The following is a 23,157-nucleotide window of genomic DNA, read 5'->3' as shown; positions in this document are numbered from 1 at the left end:
GACAGACCGAAATCAATCGGAGAACCGCCGGAAAACCAGCTTTATGGCGCAAATGCGGCTGATTCAGTCATCCGCACCGTGATTGGCGATCATCATCGCCTCGAAAGCCAGCCTTTCGGTCTTGCGCATGCGCTCGGATTCAGACTTGAGCTGACCGCAGGCGGCGAGAATATCGCGGCCGCGCGGCGTGCGGATCGGCGAGGCATAACCCGCCTGATTGATGAAATCGGCGAACTTCTCGATCTGCGCCCATTCGGAGCACTGGTAGTTCGTGCCCGGCCACGGATTGAACGGAATGAGGTTGATCTTGGCCGGAACGCCCTTCAGCAGCTGCACCAGCATCTTGGCATCTTCCAGGCTATCGTTCACATCCTTCAGCATCACATATTCGAAGGTGATGCGACGGGCATTGGAAAGACCCGGATAGTTGCGGCAGGCCTCGATCAGTTCCTTCAGCGGATATTTCTTGTTGATCGGCACCAGCATGTCGCGCAGCTCATCACGCACCGCATGCAGCGAAATCGCCAGCATCACGCCGATCTCGTCACCGGTGCGAAAGATTTCCGGCACGACGCCCGAGGTGGAGAGCGTCACCCGACGCTTGGAGAGCGACAGGCCGTCGCCATCGGTGGCGATCAGAAGCGCGGTCTTCACATGCTCGAAATTATAGAGCGGCTCACCCATGCCCATCATCACGATGTTGGACACCTTGCGGCCTTCGCTCGGCACATAGGCGCCGACCGGCGTCGAACCATCGGGAAAATCGCCGAGGCGGTCACGAGCGAGCAGAAGCTGCGAGAGGATTTCCTCAGCCGTCAGGTTGCGCACCAGACGCTGGGTGCCGGTGTGACAGAAGGAACAGGTCAGCGAGCAGCCGACCTGGCTCGATATGCACAAAGTGCCGCGCCCTTCTTCGGGAATATAGACCGTCTCGATCTCCACGGGGCGGCCGGCACCGCGCGGCGGAAAGCGCATCAGCCATTTGCGGGTGCCGTCATTGGAGATCTGCTCCTCGACGATTTCCGGGCGGGCGATGGTGAAGGCCGCCTTCAGCTTCTCGCGAAGCTCCTTGGCGACATTGGTCATGTTGTCGAAATCCGAGACGCCCCGCACATATAGCCAGTTCCACAATTGGCTGACGCGCATCTTCACCTGCTTCTGCGGCACACCGACTTCCGCCAGTGCCTCACCCATCTCCTCGCGGGTCATGCCGATCAGCGACGGCTTGCCGGACATGAGATCGCTATTGGCGATCAGCGGGGTTTTGACTGCCAGGCCGGCAGGAGCTTGCATTACGGACATCACGCTATCCCATCATCCAATGCAGCGCACGACCGGCCTGTCGGAAAGGCGGAAAATCGTCTGCATGTCGAGAAAATCAAAGGCGGAGCACTCTTCGCGCGTCCGCCTGTCAATGTTGCCGCGCCTTTAGCATCAAACCGGCAAAAACGCAAATGGCCGGTCAAGGACCGGCCATTCGTAAACACGGGAAAGCGTCGGGATTATTTGCAGCTCTCGATCTGCTTGAGGGCTGCCGAGATACCCGACAGGGAATAGGAGTAGGAGGTTGCGGTGCCACGGCCGGAAGTCGCCTTTACGGTCATCGACTTGCCGCCTTTCATGGCAGCGACGAGAGCGGGCTCTTCAGCAGCATTTTCGACCCAGGCAGCCTTGTCCTTGGTGAACATGACGAAGTTCTTGTTGTCGATCGTCACATTGACCTTGGAACCCTGCTTCAGCGGATAACCCACCATGGCCTGCGGCTCGTAGGAAATGTTCTGGCCCGGACGCTGCGACACGATGAAGAAGATGTCGCCGTGATCGACGCTTGCCGGTTCCTTGGCGGTCGGAATGGAAAGAACGTAGCAGACGGTGCTGTTGCCCGATTTGTACGAATAGGCACCCCAAGCATTGAACTGCTGGATGCGCGTGGGCGACTGTGCAGATGCTACGCCGACGCTGGTCAGCAAAATGGCCGCTGCGGTTGCTACACTTCTTACAAACATAGAATTTCCTGCCGGGTTATTGTCTTCCATTGGCCCGAAGCAGCGGCGGGCTCCATTTTCTGGATCGGCCACGTTCAGGTGCGGATCGTCTTTTCTCATTGTGGTCGGGAAGCGGTTACCAAACCGTCAACAACACGCATAAAATGCCTAAAACATCTTTCGGTGTTACAGATTGGCGACTCCCGACGCACTGGGGAGAAGGGCGTGGCACGTCCTTCACTCGCGTGTATGACACATAAATTCAGGCAAGAATTTGTCACCCGCCGGGCTATGCCGGACGGACACATCACAGAGACGTTACCCTGCTTCCTGCTGCCGCTTCAGCATGGCGTCAGCCGCTTCGTAGTGTTCCATCTTGATATGCGCCCTGATCATGGCAAGCGCCGCGGTGATGACGGCGATGTCGTCGGTAAAACCGATGACGGCGAGCACATCCGGCACGGCATCCATGGGCATGATGAAATAGGCGAGCGCCGCAAGGATGATGCCCTTGGCGCGCAGCGGCGTGTCGCGGTCGATCGCGCAATAATAGGCAGCCGCCGCATCGCGCGCGAAAGGCACCTTCGACATGACGCGCTTCAGCTTGGGCCAGAATTTCGCCCGCACCACATCTTCGCGCTCCTGCTGCCTGTCGGTTTCGCCAGGCAGAAGAATTTCACCGATTTTCACATCATCCATGATCGACGGTCCTCCGGTCATGGCTATTATATGGGACTGAACGCCCGTCGTTCAATTCCCCCGGCCTGCAGCCGCCTTCTGCATGGCTTCGGCCAGAAGAAAATCCCGCTCCGTCACACCCTGTGAATCATGGGTGGTGAGGCAGACCTTCACCCTTGAATAGACGTTGGACCATTCGGGGTGATGATTGAGCTTCTCCGCCGCAAGAGCCGATTCGGCCATGAAACCGAAGGCTTCGGCAAAACTCGAAAACTTGAAGGATCTGACGATCGCCGCTCCATCCTCGCGCAGGGACCAGCCTTCGAGCTTGACGAGAGCCTGCCGGATGGCCTCCGGTTCGAGTCTGGGATATTTCATGAACTTCCCTCCGCTTGATAACCATTAACGCCTCAACGACCGGATCGACGCATAATCCATGAAACATATCACCGTTCTTTTCGTCTGCATGGGCAATATCTGCCGCTCGCCGCTTGCCGAAGGTATCTTGGCACACCTTGCCGATGCTGAAGGCATGTCCCGCCAAATCACCGTCGATTCCGCCGGCACCGGCGGCTGGCACGCGGGCGATGCGCCCGATCCGCGATCCATCGCCGTGGCACGGCGGCACGGTGTCGATATTTCCCGCCAGCGGGCGAGACAGGTCGCCTCGGCGGACTTCGAAAGCTTCGACCTCATCCTCGCCATGGACGAAAACAATCTGGCGAGCCTGCTTCAATCGAGCCCGCAGGGGCACCGGCACAAAATCCATCTTCTCATGGAATATGCCGCCGGCCGCCGCGAGAATGTCCCCGATCCCTATTACGGGGCCGAGGACGAGTTCCTTGACGTCTACAACATGCTCTTGGCGGGATGCAGATCGCTGCTCGAAAAGATGGAGCTGGACCGCGCCTCGTGAAGCGGGAATGCCTCTTCAACGATATAAGGGCCGCCGCCCACCGATTCCTTGGACGACATCAGCACGAAACGGCCGACCGTGAAGGGCGAGGTGCGGAAGTTGCCGCGTCCGGAAAGATACTGCACCACATCGTCCACGCGGGAGGAGCGCAGCCGTGCAAGCGTGACATGCGGCATGAACTTGCGCGGATCGGGCGGCAGACCGATCCTCTGGCAGATTCTTTCGATTTCCGCCTGAAGCGCATGCATTTCCGGTGAGGGAGAAACCCCGGCCCAGATGGAATGCGGTTTCTTGGAACCGAAGGAACCCATGCCGGTGAGGTTGAGCTGGAACTCCGGCCTTTCGATCCGATCCAGCCTGTCCACGACCTCATCGGCGGTCCGCCCGTCGATGTCACCGATAAAACGCAGGGTTATGTGATAATTCTCCACATCGATCCACCGGGCTCCCGGCAGACCACCGCGCAACAATGAGAGGCTCATAGCCGCATTGCGCGGAATTTCGAGGGCGGTAAACAGTCTCGGCATGGCGAGCTCCCCGAATCTCTTGGCAGAACAAGCATAGCGAATCACGCAATGCAGACGGGCGCAAGTGCTTATTTTTTTTGCGCACCGATTGTCTTGATGAAGCTTTCAACAGCCGGCAAAGATTTCTCCACCATCATTGCCACGCCCTTCGTATTGGGGTGCATCTTGTCATCCAGCTTCAGCGCGTCATCCGTCACCACCCCGTCCAGAAAGAAGGGATAAAGCGGCAGGTTGTATTTTTCCGCAAGCTTTGGGAAGATCGGATTGAAGCGCCTGGCATAGTCGTCGCCCATATTCGGCGGCGCCATAATGCCGACCAGCAGAACCGCTATATTGCGTTTCTGAAAACCGGAAATGATGGCGTCAAGGTTCTTTTCCGTCTGTTCCGGCGCAATACCACGCAAGGCATCATTGGCACCGAGCTCCAGAATGACCCCATCCGTACCATCAGGCACGGACCATTCCGCCCTTGCCAGACCGCCGGAAGACGTATCGCCGGACACGCCGGCATTGGCGACTGCGACATTGACGCCCTTCGCCTTTAATGCAGCTTCAAGCTGTGCCGTATAGCTGTCGGTGGGGGGCAGCTGATACCCGGCCATGAGGCTGTCGCCAAGGCCGACCAGTTGCAATGTCCGCTCCTGAGCCGTGGCCACCGAGGCGGAAAAGGCAGCGGCGAAAATGACGATGAAGTGAAACAGGGCAGCTTTAAATCTCATCACGGCTTTCCTAACTTGGTTCCCATTGTCTGAAATACCGACCGCATCGACACCGCCAGACCGTTTTCATCACCCTATATAGGAACGAGAATTGTGACGAAAAGCATCATAGAGCTGAAGAAGGCCGACCTCACCCTTGGCAACGCCGCCGCCTCCGTCCACGTTCTCAAATCCATCGATCTGTCCATCAGTGAAGGTGAAGCGGTTGGCATCGTCGGCCCTTCCGGCTCGGGAAAATCGACGCTGCTGATGGTGCTTGCCGGTCTTGAGCGGCTGGACAGCGGTGAGATCGTCATTGCGGATACGGAACTTCACAGGCTCGGCGAGGATGCGCTGGCAGATTTCCGCGGCAGGAATATCGGCATCGTCTTCCAGTCCTTCCACCTCATCGCCAATATGACGGCTCTGGAAAACGTGGCCGTTCCGCTGGAGCTGGCCAACGTCGCAAACCCCTTCGAAATCGCCAGGCGCGAACTCATCGCCGTCGGCCTCGGCGAACGCCTCAACCACTATCCCGGCCAGCTTTCCGGCGGCGAGCAGCAGCGTGTCGCCATTGCCCGCGCACTTGCACCTTCGCCGGCCGTGCTGATCGCCGACGAACCAACGGGCAATCTCGATACCGATACCGGCAGGCAGATCGCCGATCTTCTGTTTGCAAAACAGGCCGAACGCGGCATGACCATGGTGCTCGTCACCCATGATCCGTCACTTGCCGCCCGGTGCTCACGGCAGATCAAGGTGCGATCCGGCGAGATTGAGGGCGACAGCGCCCGCCCCCAGATGGCGCGGGCGGTATCGGCATGATCGGCTCCATTTTCCCGTCTTTCGCCAATGTAAGAAACGCCATGAGGCTTGCGCGCCGCGAAATTCGTGGCGGCCTGCGTGGCTTTTACATTTTCCTCGCCTGCATTGCGCTCGGAACCGGCGCCATAGCCGCCGTCAATTCCGTGTCGCGCGCAGTCACCAGCGCCATAGCCACCGAAGGCCAGTCGATCCTCGCCGGAGACGTCCGTTTCGAACTGCGCAACAGGGAGGCGACGCAGGAGGAACGGGCCTATCTTGACGGCCTTGGTACCACCGCGGTTTCCACCGGGCTGCGTTCCATGGCGCGCCTTGCCGATGGGTCCGAACAGACCCTGACGGAAGTGAAGGCCATCGACGGCGCCTACCCGCTCTATGGCACCTTCGTGGCTGATCCGAACCGGCCGCTGAATGAGCTTCTGGCCGGAAACGGCGACACCTATGGCGCCATTGCCGCACCGCTCTTGCTGGAACGCCTCGGCATTAAGGTCGGCGATGAAATCCTGCTCGGCAATGCAAAGCTGAAACTGACCGGCACCGTGGTCGACGAGCCGGATGCGCTGTCTGACGGTTTCGGTTTTGCTCCAAGGCTGATGGTCAGCCGCGATGCCCTTTTCGCCTCCGGTCTCGTTCAGACGGGAAGTCTCGTCGAACACGCCTACAAGATCAAACTGAACGATCCTTCGGCGCGGGCAACCATGACCGATGCGGCCAACAAGGCCTTTCCGGATGCCGGCTGGTCCGTTCGCACCAGTGATCGGGCAGCGCCATCGCTCACCGAAAACGTCAACCGCTTCTCGCAGTTCCTGACACTGGTGGGCCTCACCGCCCTCATCGTCGGCGGGGTTGGCGTCGCCAATGCCGTTCGCGCGTTTCTGGATTCCAAGCGCACCACCATCGCCTCGCTGAAATGCCTCGGCGCGCCTGCCTCCGTGGTCACCATGACCTATCTCTTCCAGATTGCCTTCATTGCCGCCGTTGGCATCGTCGTCGGCCTTCTGGTCGGCGCCATCGCGCCGCTGATTGCCATGCGGTTTCTGGAAGGCGTGCTGCCCGTGCCGGAAGAGCTTGCCTTTTATCCCGGCGCTCTCGGCCTCGCCGCCCTGTTCGGCCTCCTGACGACGCTTGCTTTCGCCATCGTACCGCTCGGTCAGGCACGCGAGGTGCCCGCGACGGCGCTTTTCCGCGAACAGGGTTTCGAGGAAGGCAGCTGGCCATCCTGGCCTTATCTGGCCGCAACCGGCCTGCTGCTGGCGGCGCTGGCCGCGCTTGCCATCTTCTCGGCGGAAGACCGCTTCATCGCCTCGGTCTTTCTTGCTGCCATCGCATTTGCCTTCGTGGTGCTGCGACTGGTAGCCTCCGGCGTCAAGGCCATTGCCAAACGCAGCCCGCGCGTTCACTCCGCCGCCCTTCGTCTGGCAATCGGCAATATCCATCGCCCCGGCGCGCTCACACCTTCGGTCGTCCTCTCCCTTGGCCTTGGCCTGACCCTGCTCGTGACGCTGACGCTGATCGACGGCAATCTGCGCCGCGAGCTGACGGACAGCCTGCCGGAGCGCGCGCCGAACTTCTTCTTCGTCGATATCCAAGGCAGCGAACTTCAGGGCTTCCGCGATCTTCTCAAACGGGAAGCGCCTGATGGCACGCTGACCGAGGTGCCAATGCTGCGCGGCCGCATCCTCGCGCTCAACGACGAGGATGTGACAAAGATGGAGGTGCCGCCTGCCGGACGCTGGGTGCTGCGCGGCGACCGGGGCATCACCTATTCACAGGATATTCCCGAAAACGCGACACTGACGGAAGGAAGCTGGTGGGGCCCGGACTATAGTGGCGAGCCATTGGTCTCCTTCGCGGCGGAAGAAGCGCAGGAACTCGGCCTCAAGATCGGTGACAGCGTCACCGTCAACGTCCTCGGCCGCAGCATCACGGCGAAGATCGCCAATCTGCGCAATGTCGAGTGGGAATCCCTCTCGATCAATTTCGTCATGGTGTTTTCGCCAAATACCTTCCGCGGCGCACCCCACGCCTGGCTTGCGACACTTGCCGACCCTTCCGCTTCCGCAAGCGACGAAGGCCGCATATTGCGTTCCGTCACCAATACCTATCCGACGATCACCAGCGTGCGTGTGAAAGATGCGCTCGATGTCGTCAACCGGCTGGTCGGCCAGCTCGCCACCGCCATTCGCGCCGCTGCGGCCGTCGCGCTCATCGCCTCCGTTCTGGTTCTCGCCGGCGCCCTTGCCGCCGGAAACCGCGCCCGCACCCATGACGCGGTCATCCTGAAAACGCTGGGCGGCACGCGAAACCTGCTCATCCGCGCCTTTTCCTACGAATATATGATGCTCGGTCTCGCCACCGCCGTTTTCGCGCTGTTCGCCGGCGGCGTCTCCGCATGGTTCGTGATTGCCCGCATCATGAAACTGCCCTCCAGCTTCCTGCCGGATGTGGCGATCGGCACGCTTGTCGTCGCCCTCGTCATGACGGTCGGCATCGGCCTCATCGGCACCTGGCGGATTCTCGGGCAGAAGGCGGCGCCGGTTCTCAGGCAGGCGGGGGAATGATCATCGGTTGTGCGCCGCTTAACTTTAGCGATTAATTCTTTGTAATGATCGCCAAAACGTGAGCGCTTTTCGCGCATATGGTGTCTTTTCGACGGGAAAAGGCCTTGTATCGGACACGTTCTGCCATCATATTCCTGAGCAGGCTTGCTGAAGCTCCGCAGCGGCGCCCGGGAGGTATCCCGACACCGTAGCAATTACGGAGCTCAAAAGAGGAAACAATGGCTGACTTCAATAACTACCAGAACCGCATGGCGCAGACCCGTGCACAGACTGGTGCGATGATCGATGAGGGTCTTCGCGCCTATATGCTCAAGGTTTACAACCTGATGGCGCTGGCTCTGGTCATCACCGGCGTTGCAGCGTTCGGTACCTATACGCTCGCCGCTTCGAACCCGGCCTTCGCCCAGCTGCTTTACGCTTCGCCGCTGCGCTGGGTTGTCATGCTGGCACCGCTCGCACTGGTTTTCTTCCTTAGCTTCCGTATTCAGAACATGAGCGTTTCTGCCGCCCAGACGACCTTCTGGGTCTATGCGGCGCTGATGGGCGTGTCGCTGTCGGCGATCTTTCTGGTCTTTACCGGCCAGAGCATCGTTCAGACGTTCTTCGTGACCGCGGCCTCGTTCGGTGCGCTCTCGCTTTACGGTTACACCACGAAGAAGAACCTTTCCGGCCTCGGTTCGTTCCTCATCATGGGTCTGTTCGGCCTGATCATCGCCTCCATCGTCAACATCTTCCTTGCATCGTCCGCGCTGCAGTTCGCGATTTCCGCGATCGGTGTGCTGATCTTCGCAGGCCTGACCGCCTACGACACCCAGAAGATCAAGGAAATGTATTTCGATGGTGACGACGTTGCCGTGGCCGGTCGCAAGGCCATCATGGGCGCGCTGACCCTCTATCTCGACTTTATCAACCTCTTCACCTTCCTTCTGCAGTTCCTCGGTAACCGCGACGACTAAGGCTGAGAGGCTTTCAAGACAAGACATGCGAAAGGCGGCCCTTCGGCCGCCTTTTTATTTGGGAACGGTCATAGCTGACGATGGCTCACCCGCCCGTCCTATCCGGCAGGCGGCCATCGGTTCTGAAGCCTATTCGATGAGTTTCAGGACCTTGTCAAAAACCTTGAGAACCTGCGGCAGCTCATGGCCGCGTTTGAGAATACGGCCATCCGTATTCACCACACAATAAGCCCCCTGTTTCGCCGCCAGCCTGGGGTTCTTCTCAATCCTGTACAGCGGCATTTCACCCGAACGTTTGAAGACCGAAAACACCGCCTTGTCCTTCAAATGGTCAATGGCGTAGTCGCGCCATTCCCCCTCTCCCACCATCCGACCATAGATGCGCAGGATCGCATCCAGCTCGCGGCGGTGAAAGGTGACCGGCAAAGGGTCCTTGTTCTTTTTATATTCGCGGAGATCGATAACGGTGGAATTGTCGCGTGAAGCGGTTTGCACCTGCTGCACATCCGGTTGATCGGTCATCCAATACCTCCGATTCCACCCAAATCACCCAACCAATGTGAGCCTGAGACGGCGAAATTGCAAGCCTTGCGAGGTCTTTGGGCAACGCGCAGGACGATGGGGGAAGACTCTGAAAAATCTTGGTCGGCTATAAAACCGGAAAGCCCGTGACAGGGAAAGGATCGTCGCAATTTCGCGGAAAAGCACTGCCCGCAACAAAAGCAGGGGTAAAAAATGGTAACCATTTAGGCAGCCACTTTCGCAGGGCTTGCCGTATTTCGGTCAAACCATGGCCTGAATTGGGTGGAATAGTCCTATTGTCAATTGATGCCTAGGCACCAAGATGACCCGGTCCGGTGCATTGACCCTTTACCCCCAGCCCCCAATGCCCGGACCGGATCTTCAATCGCCAGGTTGGCGATTATGGCTTTTCATTTCCCAGCAAAATACTTGCGCCGACGATTGCCGCCGGATCACCACTGGCATTGGCCGTCTGCAAAAGCACGGCGCAGCCGCCCTTTTTCACCTTTGCCACGACGCTCGCGGGAAGCTTCACCGTCATCGGCGAACCATCCCACATGCCGACAGTCTGTACGTCGTAGACGCTGTGCCAGTAGGACATTTTTTTCCCCTGGTTCTCGCCCTTCTGCACATCCACCGTCTGTTCACGCGTGAAATAGGCAACGACGACATCGGCCTTGCCGCTGCCGGCACCGATATCAATCTCGACCTCGTCGCCGGCAAATTTTGACGAGACCGGCACGTTCAACCCCTGGCCTTCGCGCTTGAAGGCATCGAGCCTGTCATAGATGCCGCGAACATCCGCACCCTTGACATGGTCGCGGCCGTTGAGAATGGCCTGCGGCGTATAGACCCCATTGCGGCCCAGCGCCCGCATGTAACCATATTGCCGGTCGGTATTTTCCTTCGAGGCCAGCGAATCGGTCCAGCCAAGATAGTTCCAGTAGTCGACATGGTAGGAAAGGCCGACGACATCGCCCTTCTGGATCATCTTGCGCAGCGCCTCGTCCGCCGGCGGGCAGGATGCGCATCCCTGCGATGTGAACAATTCGACAACGCCCTTCACAGCCTCCTGCGCCTGCGCGGAGGTGACGAGAAACGTGCCGAGAAGACATATCGACAGGGGAAATTTCAGCGGCATTACGAAAACCTTTGTCCGGAAGATATCCAGACGAATTGATGCGATCAATCCTGCCGGGATGCAAACCGGAAAATAACGTCTATTGCCCTTCAATAGAAAGTCACGAAGGGGTGAGCGGCAATCACAAAACTATAGTTTCTGAAACGGGGAAAGACGCCGGAATTTCTCCCGGCGTCTTATTGATCCAGAGTTTTATCAAGCGGCCAGATCGCGAAGAACAGTCTGCAGAATGCCGCCATTGTTCATGTAGATCACTTCGTCCAGCGTATCGATGCGGCACAGAAGCGGAACTTCCTTCACCGAACCATCGCTGTAGGTGATCTTGGCGATCTTCTTTTCACGCGGCTTGATTTCGCCTTCGAGACCGTCGATCTCGACGACTTCGTCACCCTTGAGATCGAGGCTCGCCCAGGTCGTGCCCTCCTCGAAGACGAAGGGAACGACGCCCATGCCGACGAGATTCGAACGGTGGATACGCTCGAAAGACTGCGCAATCACGGCCTTGACGCCGAGCAGGTTCGTGCCCTTCGCCGCCCAGTCGCGGGACGAGCCGTTACCATATTCGACACCGGCGAAGATGACGAGCGGAACGCCCTCCGCCTTGTATTTCATGGCGGCGTCATAGATCGACATCTCTTCCTTGGACGGATAGTGGATGGTGTAGCCACCTTCCTTGCCGTTCGGGCCAAGCATGTGGTTGCGGATGCGGATATTGGCGAAGGTGCCGCGCATCATCACTTCATGGTTGCCACGACGCGTGCCGTACTGGTTGAAGTCGGCCACGGCAACGCCATGTTCCGTCAGATAGGCGCCCGCAGGCGAAGCCGCCTTGATCGAACCGGCCGGAGAAATATGGTCGGTGGTGATCTTGTCGCCGAAGAGACCAAGAACGCGCGCGCCCTTGATGTTCTTCAGGCCCGAACCGGTCTTGCCCATGCCGACGAAGTAGGGCGGGTTCTGGACGTAGGTCGACTGGTCGTCCCAGGCATAGGTCTGACCCGGAGGAACCTGAACAGCCTGCCAGTTCGCGTCACCCTTGAACACATCCGCATATTTCGTTTCATAGAGTTCGCGGGTGACGTATTTCAGGATGAATTCCTGGATTTCCTTCGAGGTCGGCCAGATATCCTTGAGATAGACCGGGTTGCCGTTCTGGTCGTCGCCGATCGGCTCCTTCGTCAGGTCCTTCTGGACCGTGCCGGCAAGGGCATAGGCCACGACGAGCGGCGGCGATGCCAGATAGTTCGCCTGAACATCAGGCGAGATACGGCCTTCGAAGTTGCGGTTGCCCGAGAGAACACCCGATGTGATCAGGCCCTTGTCGTTGATCGTCTTGGAAATCGCAGGCGGCAGCGGACCGGAGTTACCGATGCAGGTCGTGCAGCCGAAGCCGACGAGGTTGAAGCCGATGGCGTCGAGATCCTTCTGCAAGCCGGACTTGTCGAGATATTCGGCAACGACCTGCGATCCCGGCGCGAGCGACGTCTTCACCCATGGCTTGGACTTCAGCCCCTTGGCAACCGCGTTGCGGGCAAGAAGGCCGGCCGCGATGAGAACCGAGGGGTTGGAAGTGTTGGTGCAGGAGGTGATGGCGGCAATCGCCACGTCGCCATGACCGAGATCGAACTCTTCGCCTTCCACCGCATAGCGGTTCGAAAGCTGGCCTAACTTCTTATAGTCGTTTTCAAGAGCCGTCGCGAAATTCGGCGCGATGGTTTCGAGCGGCAGGCGGCCTTCCGGACGCTTCGGGCCGGCCATCGACGGTACGACATCGCCGAGGTCGAGTTCCAGCGTGTCGGTGAAGACGAGGTCGGAACCGTCGCCGGTACGCCACATGTCCTGCGCCTTCGAATAGGCTTCGACGAGCGCGATGCGGTCCTTGGCACGGCCGGACATGGTCAGGTAGTTGATGGTTTCGCCGTCAACCGGGAAGAAGCCGCAGGTCGCGCCATATTCCGGACCCATATTGCCGATGGTCGCGCGGTCGGCCAGAGACATCGAATCGAGGCCGGGGCCGAAGAATTCGACGAATTTGGAAACGACGCCCTTTTTGCGCAGCATCTGCACCACGGTCAGCACGAGGTCGGTCGCGGTCACACCTTCCTTCACCTTGCCGGTCAGCTTGAAGCCGATGACCTCGGGCAGGAGCATGGAGACCGGCTGGCCCAGCATGGCCGCTTCAGCCTCGATACCGCCGACGCCCCAGCCGAGAACGCCGAGACCATTGATCATGGTCGTGTGGCTGTCCGTGCCGACGCAGGTATCCGGATAGGCAATCGTTTCGCCATCCTCTTCCTTCGTCCAGACGGTCTGGCCGAGATATTCGAGGTTGACCTGGTGACAGATGCCGGTGCCGGGCGGAACGACGCGGAAATTCTTGAACGCCTGCTGGCCCCACTTGAGGAAGCGGTAACGCTCGCCATTGCGCTCATATTCAAGCTCGACGTTGCGGGCAAAGGCGCTCGGCGTGCCGAATTCATCGACGATGACCGAGTGGTCGATGACGAGATCGACGGGAACGAGCGGATTGATCTTTTCCGGATCGCCACCGAGAGCCTTGATGCCATCACGCATGGCGGCAAGGTCAACCACGGCGGGAACGCCGGTAAAGTCCTGCATGAGAACGCGGGCGGGGCGGTAGGCGATTTCGGTTTCGGTCAGGCCCTTGTTGTTCAGCCATTCGGAAACGGCCAGAATGTGCTCCTTGGTGACGGACTGGCCGTCCTCGAAACGCAGCAGGTTTTCCAGGAGAACCTTCATGGAATAGGGCAGCTTGGAAACGCCCTTGAGGCCATTGGCTTCCGCCTTGGGAAGGCTGAAATAGACATAATCCTTACCATCCACGGTAAGGACGGAACGACATTTGAAACTGTCGAGTGATTTGGGCATGGATAAAAACCCCGCTTACTCTGATAGCCAACACGTGCGTGCGGACACCTATGCACTCATGCACATCAGGATGCGGGTGCGACCATTTCCGCTGTCCGCACGTGAAAATTGCTCCTCGCAATCGTCAAGTCCGGCGCAAGATGATGTTCACGCCGGCCGCTGGCGTGGTTGACACCCATATAGATAATTTCGGAGAAACGTGCCAGACCATCAGGGACCCAAATCGATATTTTTTGTAATCGAGACGATGAAAATCTTAAACGGAACCGCAGCATGGATTTGACGGCGGAAAATCTCGGCGTTCGGCGCGGTGAAGATTTCATATTCATGAATATTTCCTTCAAGTTAAGTGACGGCGAGGCGCTGGTGCTGACCGGTCGAAACGGTTCGGGCAAATCGACTCTTCTGCGCACGGTGGCCGGCCTGCTGCGGCCCGAACAGGGACGGATAAAGATAGCCGGCGAAGAGATAGAGGAGGGCATGCGACCCTCGGAAGCCTGTCATTATCTCGGCCACCGCAATGCGATGAAAACGGAGCTGACCGTTGCTGAAAATCTCGAATTCTGGAAGGACTTCCTCGGTGATTTCTCCGGCGGCGCGGGCGTGGCAATTGATGAGGCGGCGGAGATCGTCGGTCTCTCCGGCATTGCCCACCTGCCTTTCGGTTATCTCTCCGCCGGCCAGCAACGGCGTTTTGCCATGGCGAAACTTCTGATCGCCTGGCGGCCGGTATGGATTCTCGACGAACCGACGGCTGCTCTCGACAGGGCGGCGGACGCCATGTTTACCGATCTCGTCAAGAGCCACCTTGGGAAAGGTGGCATCGTTCTGGCTGCGACCCATCAGCCTTTGGGGCTGGAGAATGCACGGGAATTGCGGATGACGGGCTTTGCGGGTGTGGAGGCTTGGGCATGAACGGTTTGCGCGTGCGGCTTACCCCCAGACGCGGAGCAACCCCAATGACCGCCCTCCTCCTGCGCGATATCAAACTCTCCATCCGTGCCGGCGGCGGTGCCTTGATCGGCGTGCTGTTCTTCATGACCGTTGTTGCCGTCATCCCCTTCGGTGTCGGCCCGGATCTCAACCTGCTCGCCCGCATCGGCCCCGCCATCGTCTGGATCGGCGCGCTTCTGTCCGCCCTTCTCGGCCTTGACCGGCTGTTTCAGGCCGAGCGGGATGACGGTTCGCTGGATCTCATTCTCATGCAGGAAACCCCGCTGGTGCTGACGGTGTTCGTCAAATGCCTGGCGCATTGGGTGGCGACCGGCCTGCCGCTGGTTTTGGCCTCGCCACTGCTCGGGCTGTTCATGAATATGGACGAGGTGGCAATCGGCGCCGTGATGCTTACCCTTCTCGTCGGCTCGCCGGCCATCACCTTCATCGGTGCGGTGGGTGCGGCGGTGGCCGTCGCGTTGCCGCGTGGCGGCCTTCTGGTCTCCATCCTCGTGCTGCCGCTTGCCATTCCCGTCCTGATCTTCGGCGTCAGCGCCTCCTATGCGGCGGTGCAGGACCCGGCGCCCTTTATGCCGCCTTTCCTCATTCTCTGCGCGATCACGTTATTTTCAGCCGTGACCGGCCCTTTCTTTGCCGCTTTGGCACTGCGCAATGTTATGGATTGATGAAACCACGCCAGACGATCGCCTGTTGACAGGGATCAATTGCGGGGCGGCCATTCTCGGGTTACACAAACGGCATGAACGAGCAGACCTTCACCATCACCAAATTCAGTGATCTCGCCAATCCCACGCGGTTTCTGGCGCTGGCGGCACGCATTCTGCCCTGGCTCGCTGCGCTCACGGCGCTGGTGCTGGCCGCTGGTCTTTATCTCTCCTTCACCACCGAAGGCGATTACCAGCAGGGTTATACCGTGCGCATCATGTATGTGCATGTCCCCTCCGCCTGGCTGGCAATGATGTGCTATTCGGTCATGGCGGTCTCGGCCATCGGAACCCTCGTCTGGCGTCATCCGCTGGCGGATGTCAGCCACAAGGCCGCTGCCCCGATCGGCGCCGCCTTTACGCTGATTGCGCTCATCACCGGCTCGCTCTGGGGCAAACCCATGTGGGGAACCTGGTGGGTGTGGGATGCACGGCTGACCTCCGTCTTTGTGCTTTTCCTGATGTATCTGGGGCTCATCGCGCTCAATCGCGCCATGGACGATCCCTCCAGAGCCGCCCGTGTCAGCGCCGTGCTGATCCTCGTCGGTTTCGTGAACATTCCCATCATCAAGTTTTCGGTCGAATGGTGGAACACGCTGCACCAGCCGGCAAGTGTCATCCGCATGGGCGGCTCCGCCATCGATGCGGAATTTCTCTGGCCGCTTCTGACCATGGCCATCGGCTTCACGCTGCTGTTCTTCACCTTGCATATCGCCGCCATGCGCAATGAAATCTGGCGCCGGCGCGTGGCCGCGCAACGGCGGCTTGCCGCGCGCATGGCCAACCGGGAGGGCTGAGGTGATGACACACGCCTTTTATATCGGCATGTCCTATGCGGCGACCGGGCTTGTCGTTCTCTGTCTCATCGCCTGGGTCGTCGTGGACGGTCAGGCGCGCAAACGGGAACTGAAGCAGCTGGAGGCATCCGGCGTGCGCCGCAGGGCAAGAGCCGGTTCAGCAGGTGACGGGCAATGACGCAGGCCAGCCAGAATCAGGATTCCAAAACCAAGACGACTGGCCGCGCCCGTTATGCGCTGGCCCTGCTGCCGCTTCTGCTTTTTGGCGGCTTTGCCCTTGTCGCCGGCAAGATGCTTTATGATCAGGATGTGAACGGGCTGGACATCAGCGCCATCCCGTCAGCGCTTATCGGCACCAAGGCACCGTCGCTGTCGCTGCCGCCGCTGGAAGGCTCGAACCTGCCGGCGCTCACCGATGCCGCCATCAAGGGCAAGCTGACGCTGGTGAACGTCTTCGCCTCCTGGTGCATTCCCTGCCGGCAGGAACACCCGCTGCTTCAGGAACTGGCCAAGGACAGCCGTATCACCGTCGTCGGCATCAACTACAAGGACAAGCAGGACAATGCGCTTCGCTTCCTCGGCGAGCTCGGCAATCCCTTTGCCGCGATAGGCGTCGATCCGAACGGCAAGGCGGCAATCGACTGGGGCGTCTATGGCATTCCCGAAAGTTATCTGGTCGGTGCCGATGGCACGATCCTTTACAAAAAGGTCGGTCCTTTCGATGCCCGCAGTGTCGAGCGTGACCTGCTGCCGGCCATCACCGCCGCAGCCGGGAAGTAAGGTCAAACCGCAAGGGCGTCACGCCTTGGTAATGACCCTGAGCGAAGGACCTTCGGCAGGCAGACGTATACCTTCCAGCACCACCTGATCGCGCCCGCCTCGCTTTGCGGCATAGAGACTGTCATCAGCCCGTTTGATGGCATCGTGGATGGAATGATCGCCCCTTGCAACAGCCGAGACACCGAAGCTCGCCGTGATCTGGCTGCTGACACCCCGATTGCGCCAATCGAGCGATGAAAGGTCGAGACGCATGCGGCTGGCAAGCTGGCCGGCTTCCGCAGCCGTCTGGCCGGGCACGAACACCACGAATTCCTCACCGCCGAAACGTGCCACCAGCGCATCTTCCGGCGCGTTTCTCCTGAGGAGGTCGGAAAGGCCGATGAGCACGATATCTCCGGCGGCATGGCCATACACATCATTGATGTGTTTGAAATGGTCTATGTCACAGGCAATGATCGCACCTTCGGGTGTATCGTTGCGGAAATCGGGAACGCGCCGGTCGAAGCCGCGGCGGTTCAGCACATCCGTCAGCGGATCATGTTCCGCCGCGTGCATGTGACGGTCAACGGTAACGGAAATCTGGCTCGCAAGCACAGACAGCGCGAGCAGGAAGCCGAATATGCTCGCCGCAAGCTGCATATAGAAGGCGTAATCCGACTCGAAGAATTCACTCAACTCGATCATCGAGCCAGTCGGCGTCATCACGAGCAGCATGACGATACGCACCAGTGTCTCCAGCACAACGAGCGATGCAATCAACACCATCAGCCTGTCGGCGAGTGCGACGGGCCGCTTGCGCACGAGCCAGACCGGAAAAGCAAGCAGCAGCGCGCAGACAAGATCACCGATGACGAGTTCGCGCTTCAGATCCGGCGTGACGAAGACATGGAATGCGACCAGCACCACCGCGACAACCACGGCCGATAGCCGAACCGTGGTATAAAGCGGCCGCTGGAAATGGGTGAGCAGCGCATGGCCGTAGAGGAAGAAGGCGGAGAAGAACAGCAGGTTCGAAAGGATCGCCTGGATCTCGAAGGGCAGGCCGCCAAGCACGAGCGGCGTTGCAAAACCGAAAGCCGCCGAAAGATATCCGATACCCCAGTAGCGCGCCGAAGCGTGACCGATCCTCTGCAGGAACAGGAACACCACACCAAAGGTCAGCATGATGAAGGGGAGAAGATAGGCGAAGTTATCTTGCAATGGGTTCTGCCGGAGGGAGAGACAAGCCTTTGAAGCCGGACGTTACCGCAATGCCATTAAGAAAACCTGCATATATTGCGCGGTTTTCGCGCCTTTCGGGCCGGAATCCCCACGAACCCGTTCACATTTGCGGGAGCGCGTTCTGCCATTCCTTGATCGCTTCCACGGGCCAGACCAGCATCACCACGTTCAGCGTCAGATTATCGCGGATCAGCCAGCCGGTGAAGATTTCAAAGAAGATGGCGATCAAGACCGTCAGCCACACCGGCACGCGGGCGGCGAAGAGGAAACCCAGCACCATGAAAACCGTATCCATCGCCGAGTTCAGGATGCTGTCGCCGGTATAACCCAGCGCCATGGTCGCGGTGCGGTAACGATCGATGATAAGGGGCGAGTTTTCAAGGATTTCCCATGCCGCCTCCACCAGAACCGCGAGAGAAAGGCGCATGGAAAGCGGCTTGTTGCGGAACAGCAGCCAGGCGAACCAGTAGAACAGGAAACCGTGAATGATATGCGAAGGCGTATACCAGTCGGCCAGATGCTGGGAATTGCCCGGCGTGTTCACGCCCGGCTCGAACAGCTTCACATAACCGCATTCACAGATCGGAATACGGCCCATGGCATAAAGGATGGCAATCTGCAGGAGAAGCAGCCCGGCGGCCAGGCCGAACCATTTGAGCGAACGGGAAGCCGACATCTCCGCAACTGTCATTTTTCGTCCTTGTTGAGCGGTTCGAGCGAATGGCGCATGACAAGCGGCATCTGCGCCATGGTGAAGATGATGGTGATCGGCATCGTGCCCCACACCTTGAAGGCAACCCAGGTGTCGGTGGTGAACATGCGCCACACCACCTCGTTCAGCACCGCAAGAAAGAGAAAAAACACGCCCCAGCGCAGCGTCAGCTTGCGCCAGCCCTCATCCGTCAGCTTGAAGGCCGAATTGAAGACATAACCGAGCAGCGACTGCCCGAAGAACAGGCCGCCCAGCAGAATGACACCAAACAGCGTGTTGACGATGGTCGGCTTCATCTTGATGAAGGTGTCGTTCTGCAGCCACAGCGTCAGCGCGCCGAACACGAAAACCACGATGCCTGATATCAGCGGCATGATCGGCAGTTTGCGCGTCAGCACCCATGAAACGGACAGTGCAACAGCCGTCGCGATCATGAACAGGCCGGTGGCAATGAAGATCGGTCCGCCGAACTCCGTCAGCACGGGGAAGGTGGAGGCCAGCCATTCGCCGCGGGAATTGGCGAAGAAGAACACCATGAGCGGACCAAGCTCGAGCACGAACTTCAGGAGCGGGCTGATTTCCGCCACCATCTTTTCGCTTTCCTTGGAATTGCTTTCGATATCCATACTCAAACTCCCGCAATGGCCTTGGCGAAATCTTCCGCCTCGAAGGGCTCCAGATCATCCACACCTTCACCCACACCGATGAAATAGACCGGCAGCTTGTGTTTGGCAGCGATGGCGACGAGGATACCGCCCCGCGCCGTGCCATCCAATTTTGTCATAATCAGGCCCGAAACCCCCGCGACATTGCGGAATATTTCCACCTGGTTCATGGCGTTCTGCCCCGTCGTCGCATCCAGCGTCTGCAACACGGTGTGCGGCGCATCTGGATCGAGCTTGCCGAGCACGCGCACGATCTTTTCCAGCTCCGCCATCAGTTCCGTCTTGTTCTGCAGACGGCCGGCCGTATCGATGATGAGAACGTCGCTTTTCTGCGCCCGCGCCTGCTCATAGGCGTCATAAGCCAGACCCGAGGCATCCGCACCGAGCTTGGTGCCGATGAATTGCGAACCGGTGCGATCGGCCCAGATCTTGAGCTGCTCGATCGCCGCGGCGCGGAACGTATCGCCCGCCGCCAGCATCACCTTGAGGCCCGAGCCCGAGAGCTTGGCAGCAAGCTTGCCGATGGTCGTCGTCTTGCCGGTACCGTTCACGCCGACGACGAGAATGACATGCGGCTTGTGCGAAAGATCAAGCTCCAGCGGCTTGGCCACAGGCTTCAGGACCTTGGTGATCTCGCCCGCCATGATGCGCGCCACATCCTCGCCGCTCACATCCTTGCCATAACGTTCCGAAGACAGGGCGCCGGTGATGCGCATGGCGGTCTCGACGCCGAGGTCGGACTGGATGAGAAGATCTTCCAGCTCATCAAGCGTGTCCTCGTCCAGCTTGCGCTTGGTGAAAAGCGCCGAAATCTGCGTGGTCAGCTGCGACGACGTGCGGGCGAGCCCGGCCCGCAGGCGCTGAAACCAGCTGAGCTTCGGTTGCGGTGCTTCGGCGACAGGCTCTTCACGCTCGCTTGCTGATGAAAAGCCCTTCGGCAAAGCCTGCGGCACGACAGGGAGCTCGGCTGCATCTGCCGACTCCGCTTCATCGAGCAGCGCATCCATCGCATCAGCATCGAGCACGGCTTCCGGCAAAGGCTCGGCCTGCTCTTCGGCAGCGGCTTCCGCCTGCAGCAGCGACAGCGGCACCACACCCATGTCGCCGGAAAGCTCGGCACCGGGCAGAAGCGGTGCGTCCTCTTCGTCGTCTTCTTCGGAAAGGACCGCATCCAACGTCTCATCCGGCGCCGGTCCGCCCGCTGTCTCCATCTCCAGTTCGGAAACGGGGTCCTCATCGACAGGGTTATGCGCTTCGGCCTCGCTCAGTGCCGCTTCGAAGGAGGCGTTTTCATTGCCACGCTCGGGCGCGGCGTCCTCTTGCGGCCGCTCGTCCGTTTCCGCCTTGTCCTTGCCGAACGAAAAGACTTTTTTGATGAAGCCGAGGGCCATGGTCGTTCCCGTGTCTTTTCTCTTGTGCCGCCTCAGGCCGCGTCCGCCGCCAGAAGCTTCATGTTCAGATGTTTGCCGTTGTGGCCGGTAATCGCAACCTGCGCAAGAGTGCGCGGGAGAAGATCAGGCGCCTCCACCAGCGTGAAATTGTTCGTATGGGCAAAACCGTTGTTTTCCACGAGGATCGTCTGCACCGAACCGACCATACCTTGCAGATGCGTGAGCCTCAGAGCCTCGCCGCGAGCACGGAGCCTTGCCGCCCGCTCCTTCACCAGTACCCGGTCGAGCTGCGGCATGCGGGCCGCAGGCGTGCCGGCACGCGGGCTGTAGGGAAAGACATGCAGGCTGGAAATGCCGCATTCTTCCGCAAGTGTGGCGGCATTTTCGAACATCTCTTCCGTCTCGGTCGGGAAACCAGCGATCATATCCGCCCCGAAGGCGATATCCGGCCGAAGCGACCGCACGTCGCGACAGAAACGAATGGCATCGGCCCGTGAATGGCGGCGTTTCATGCGTTTCAGGATCATGTCGTCACCATGCTGGAGAGAGAGATGCAGATGCGGCATGAAACGCGGCTCATCGGCAATCAGATCCATCAGATGGTGGTCGGCCTCGATACTGTCGATCGAGGAAAGGCGCAGGCGCAGAATGTCCGGCACCTGCTTCAGCAAAGTCTTGGCGAGATAACCGAGGGAGGGTTCACCCGGCAGATCAGCACCATAGCTGGTCGCATCCACTCCGGTCAGCACGATCTCGCAATAACCGCTTTCCGTCAGTCTGCGCGCCTGGTCCACCACCGCACCCATAGGCACCGAGCGGGAATTACCGCGCCCATAGGGAATGATGCAGAAGGTGCAGCGATGATCGCAGCCATTCTGCACCTGAATGAAGGCGCGCACATGCCCGTCAATGTGCTTGACCATCTGCGGCGCGGTGGCCTTGATGCTCATGATGTCGTTGACGCGCAGCTTTTCTTCCGCCGAGACGCCAAAATCCGGCAGCGCACGGTAGGAAGTGCCTTTCAGCTTTTCCTCATTGCCCAGCACCGCATCCACCTCGGGCATTTCGGCAAAGGTCTGTTTCTCGGTCTGGGCGGCGCAGCCGGTAACGATGATGCGCGCATGCGGATTGTCGCGCCGCGCCCGGCGGATGGCCTGACGTGCCTGACGCACCGCCTCGCCCGTCACGGCGCAGGTATTGACCAGCACGGCATTGTTGAGCCCGGCCTTTTCGGCCTCCGCCCGCATCACTTCCGATTCATAGGTGTTGAGACGACAGCCGAAGGTTATGACCTCGACGCCGCTCATACGGCCCCCCGCTCGACCACATCGCGCGCCCAGGCGCCGTTGACGGGATCGACGGAACCGGACCATTCCCATTCGGCCGGGCCGGTCATGATGACGTGATTATCCTCGCGCCATTCGATGGTCAGCGGCACACGGATGGGGCTGGAGGCGACATCGATCGTGACCTTCCGGCCTGTACGCCCCGTGCGGGCGGCGGAAACGGCTGAAGCGCAGGCGGCAGAACCGCAGGCGAGCGTCAGCCCGGCGCCGCGTTCCCAGGTGCGGGTGCGCAGCGCGCTGTCGGAAATCACCTGCGCCAGTGTGATATTGGCTTTTTCCGGAAACATCGGGTGATTTTCGAGAAGCGGGCCGAAACGTTCGAGATCGAACTCCATCGGATCGCGGTCCACCCAGAAAATCGCATGCGGGTTGCCCATGGACATGACGGCGGGCGAATGCAGGATCGGCGCATCGATCGGCCCGATCTGTAATTCGATGCGGCTGGTATCGTGGAATTCCTCCGAAAGCGGAATATCGCTCCAGCGGAAACGCGGCAGGCCCATATCGACCGATATCATGCCGTCTTCATGCTCGACGGCATTCAGAATGCCGGCCACCGTCTGGAAGGTGAAGCTGGTCTTGCCGGTTTCGGAAGACAGCGCCTGCACCACGCAGCGCGTACCATTGCCGCAGGCCTGCGCCTTCGTGCCATCGCAATTGAGGATGTCGATAAAGGCATCCGTGCCACTGACACGCGGATCGTGGATAGCCATGATCTGGTCGAACTGTGTGGCAGCATCGGCGTTCAGCGCAATCGCGGCTTCCGGCGTGACCATATCCTTGCGGCCGCGCATGTCGATAACGAGGATCTTGTTGCCAAGCCCGTTCATCTTCGCAAATTCGACCGTATCCGCCATCGCCTTGAACCTGAAAACCATCTGAAATTGGATTG

At 59.6% G+C, this 23,157-nt stretch carries 25 protein-coding genes; 9 read left to right on the top strand and 16 right to left on the bottom strand.

Annotation, left to right across the window (positions count from 1 at the left end):
- Positions 1–63: 63 nt before the first annotated feature.
- The 4 genes from rlmN to N434_RS06275 form a co-directional block, all read right to left on the bottom strand.
- Entirely contained in the window at positions 64–1,236 is a 1,173-nt protein-coding gene (rlmN, locus tag N434_RS06290; RefSeq protein ID WP_081284494.1) for a dual-specificity RNA methyltransferase RlmN, read from the bottom strand.
- A 266-nt stretch (positions 1,237–1,502) separates the two neighbouring features.
- Complete coding sequence (locus tag N434_RS06285) at positions 1,503–2,006, bottom strand: invasion associated locus B family protein (RefSeq protein WP_065114296.1); 504 nt, start codon at positions 2,004–2,006, stop codon at positions 1,503–1,505.
- 297 nt (positions 2,007–2,303) lie between these two features.
- Positions 2,304–2,684: a YkvA family protein gene (locus N434_RS06280; RefSeq protein WP_065114297.1), complete on the bottom strand. Its 381-nt coding sequence runs from the start codon at positions 2,682–2,684 to the stop codon at positions 2,304–2,306.
- Positions 2,685–2,735: 51 nt separating this feature from the next.
- Positions 2,736–3,041 carry a 4a-hydroxytetrahydrobiopterin dehydratase gene (locus N434_RS06275; protein ID WP_065114298.1) on the bottom strand — a complete coding sequence of 102 codons (306 nt, stop codon included), beginning with the start codon at positions 3,039–3,041 and terminating at the stop codon, positions 2,736–2,738.
- A gap of 58 nt (positions 3,042–3,099) precedes the next feature.
- Between N434_RS06275 and N434_RS06270 the strand changes: the two genes are divergently transcribed.
- The gene (locus N434_RS06270; RefSeq protein WP_110756705.1) at positions 3,100–3,579 is read left to right on the top strand and encodes a low molecular weight protein-tyrosine-phosphatase; all 480 of its coding nucleotides are present in this window, start codon (positions 3,100–3,102) and stop codon (positions 3,577–3,579) included.
- Here the strand turns inward: N434_RS06270 and thpR are convergent.
- Entirely contained in the window at positions 3,513–4,106 is a 594-nt protein-coding gene (gene thpR, locus N434_RS06265) for an RNA 2',3'-cyclic phosphodiesterase (protein ID WP_065114300.1), read from the bottom strand. The genes N434_RS06270 and thpR overlap by 67 nt on opposite strands.
- A 68-nt stretch (positions 4,107–4,174) precedes the next feature.
- On the bottom strand, positions 4,175–4,825 hold the full coding sequence (locus N434_RS06260; protein WP_065114301.1) for an arylesterase: 651 nt from the start codon (positions 4,823–4,825) through the stop codon (positions 4,175–4,177).
- Between the two features lie 93 nt (positions 4,826–4,918).
- Here N434_RS06260 and N434_RS06255 point away from each other — a divergent pair, with 93 nt between their 5' ends.
- The 3 genes from N434_RS06255 to N434_RS06245 all read left to right on the top strand — a co-directional run bounded on the left by N434_RS06255 (position 4,919) and on the right by N434_RS06245 (position 9,143).
- Complete coding sequence (locus tag N434_RS06255) at positions 4,919–5,629, top strand: ABC transporter ATP-binding protein (RefSeq protein ID WP_110756703.1); 711 nt, start codon at positions 4,919–4,921, stop codon at positions 5,627–5,629.
- Complete coding sequence (locus N434_RS06250) at positions 5,626–8,187, top strand: ABC transporter permease (RefSeq protein ID WP_110756701.1); 2,562 nt, start codon at positions 5,626–5,628, stop codon at positions 8,185–8,187. The genes N434_RS06255 and N434_RS06250 overlap by 4 nt, the downstream gene beginning before the upstream one ends.
- Positions 8,188–8,405: 218 nt before the next feature.
- Positions 8,406–9,143, top strand: a complete 738-nt coding sequence (locus N434_RS06245; protein WP_065114304.1) for a Bax inhibitor-1/YccA family protein — start codon at positions 8,406–8,408, stop codon at positions 9,141–9,143.
- A 129-nt stretch (positions 9,144–9,272) separates the two neighbouring features.
- Here the strand turns inward: N434_RS06245 and N434_RS06240 are convergent, their stop codons facing one another.
- The 4 genes from N434_RS06240 to N434_RS25720 form a co-directional block, all read right to left on the bottom strand.
- A complete protein-coding gene (locus N434_RS06240) occupies positions 9,273–9,665 on the bottom strand; it encodes a DUF2794 domain-containing protein (protein WP_065114305.1) in 393 nt (130 codons plus the stop codon).
- A gap of 400 nt (positions 9,666–10,065) precedes the next feature.
- The gene (locus tag N434_RS06235; RefSeq protein ID WP_065114306.1) at positions 10,066–10,806 is read right to left on the bottom strand and encodes a DUF1223 domain-containing protein; all 741 of its coding nucleotides are present in this window, start codon (positions 10,804–10,806) and stop codon (positions 10,066–10,068) included.
- A 195-nt stretch (positions 10,807–11,001) separates the two neighbouring features.
- On the bottom strand, positions 11,002–13,695 hold the full coding sequence (gene acnA, locus N434_RS06230) for an aconitate hydratase AcnA (RefSeq protein ID WP_110756699.1): 2,694 nt from the start codon (positions 13,693–13,695) through the stop codon (positions 11,002–11,004).
- A gap of 65 nt (positions 13,696–13,760) precedes the next feature.
- Positions 13,761–14,024 (bottom strand): hypothetical protein, encoded by a 264-nt coding sequence (locus N434_RS25720; RefSeq protein WP_162540188.1) that lies wholly within the window; start codon positions 14,022–14,024, stop codon positions 13,761–13,763.
- On the opposite strand from N434_RS25720, the gene ccmA reads away from it, so the two are divergent.
- The 5 genes from ccmA (at position 13,969) to N434_RS06205 (ending at position 16,930) form a co-directional block, all read left to right on the top strand.
- Entirely contained in the window at positions 13,969–14,610 is a 642-nt protein-coding gene (gene ccmA, locus N434_RS06225; RefSeq protein ID WP_110756697.1) for a heme ABC exporter ATP-binding protein CcmA, read from the top strand. The two genes, N434_RS25720 and ccmA, sit on opposite strands and share 56 nt — an antisense overlap.
- A gap of 44 nt (positions 14,611–14,654) precedes the next feature.
- Complete coding sequence (ccmB, locus tag N434_RS06220; RefSeq protein ID WP_110756695.1) at positions 14,655–15,314, top strand: heme exporter protein CcmB; 660 nt, start codon at positions 14,655–14,657, stop codon at positions 15,312–15,314.
- 74 nt (positions 15,315–15,388) lie between these two features.
- Positions 15,389–16,150, top strand: coding sequence for a heme ABC transporter permease (locus N434_RS06215; RefSeq protein ID WP_065114310.1), 762 nt, complete (start codon positions 15,389–15,391; stop codon positions 16,148–16,150).
- A gap of 4 nt (positions 16,151–16,154) precedes the next feature.
- Positions 16,155–16,328 (top strand): heme exporter protein CcmD, encoded by a 174-nt coding sequence (ccmD, locus tag N434_RS06210; RefSeq protein WP_065114311.1) that lies wholly within the window; start codon positions 16,155–16,157, stop codon positions 16,326–16,328.
- On the top strand, positions 16,325–16,930 hold the full coding sequence (locus N434_RS06205; protein ID WP_065114312.1) for a DsbE family thiol:disulfide interchange protein: 606 nt from the start codon (positions 16,325–16,327) through the stop codon (positions 16,928–16,930). The genes ccmD and N434_RS06205 overlap by 4 nt, the downstream gene beginning before the upstream one ends.
- Positions 16,931–16,948: 18 nt before the next feature.
- Here N434_RS06205 and N434_RS06200 read toward each other — a convergent pair whose 3' ends face one another.
- The 6 genes from N434_RS06200 to dapF form a co-directional block, all read right to left on the bottom strand.
- Positions 16,949–18,130: a GGDEF domain-containing protein gene (locus N434_RS06200; RefSeq protein ID WP_181423891.1), complete on the bottom strand. Its 1,182-nt coding sequence runs from the start codon at positions 18,128–18,130 to the stop codon at positions 16,949–16,951.
- A 121-nt stretch (positions 18,131–18,251) separates the two neighbouring features.
- A complete protein-coding gene (locus N434_RS06195; RefSeq protein WP_110756693.1) occupies positions 18,252–18,842 on the bottom strand; it encodes a DUF2585 domain-containing protein in 591 nt (196 codons plus the stop codon).
- Entirely contained in the window at positions 18,839–19,489 is a 651-nt protein-coding gene (locus N434_RS06190) for a septation protein A (RefSeq protein WP_110756691.1), read from the bottom strand. Before N434_RS06190 ends, N434_RS06195 begins: the two co-directional genes overlap by 4 nt.
- A gap of 2 nt (positions 19,490–19,491) precedes the next feature.
- Positions 19,492–20,919 (bottom strand): signal recognition particle-docking protein FtsY, encoded by a 1,428-nt coding sequence (gene ftsY, locus N434_RS06185; RefSeq protein WP_110756689.1) that lies wholly within the window; start codon positions 20,917–20,919, stop codon positions 19,492–19,494.
- A 32-nt stretch (positions 20,920–20,951) separates the two neighbouring features.
- Positions 20,952–22,226: a tRNA (N(6)-L-threonylcarbamoyladenosine(37)-C(2))-methylthiotransferase MtaB gene (gene mtaB, locus N434_RS06180; RefSeq protein WP_110756687.1), complete on the bottom strand. Its 1,275-nt coding sequence runs from the start codon at positions 22,224–22,226 to the stop codon at positions 20,952–20,954.
- Positions 22,223–23,122: a diaminopimelate epimerase gene (dapF, locus tag N434_RS06175; RefSeq protein WP_110756856.1), complete on the bottom strand. Its 900-nt coding sequence runs from the start codon at positions 23,120–23,122 to the stop codon at positions 22,223–22,225. Before dapF ends, mtaB begins: the two co-directional genes overlap by 4 nt.
- Positions 23,123–23,157 lie beyond the last annotated feature (35 nt).

Origin of the sequence: Rhizobium sp. UGM030330-04, from assembly GCF_003208455.1 — a bacterium.
In the GTDB taxonomy this organism is placed as follows: domain Bacteria; phylum Pseudomonadota; class Alphaproteobacteria; order Rhizobiales; family Rhizobiaceae; genus Agrobacterium; species Agrobacterium rhizogenes_A.
Note: the sequence above shows the minus strand (reverse complement) of the source record. Positions and strands in the feature narration are given on the sequence as shown.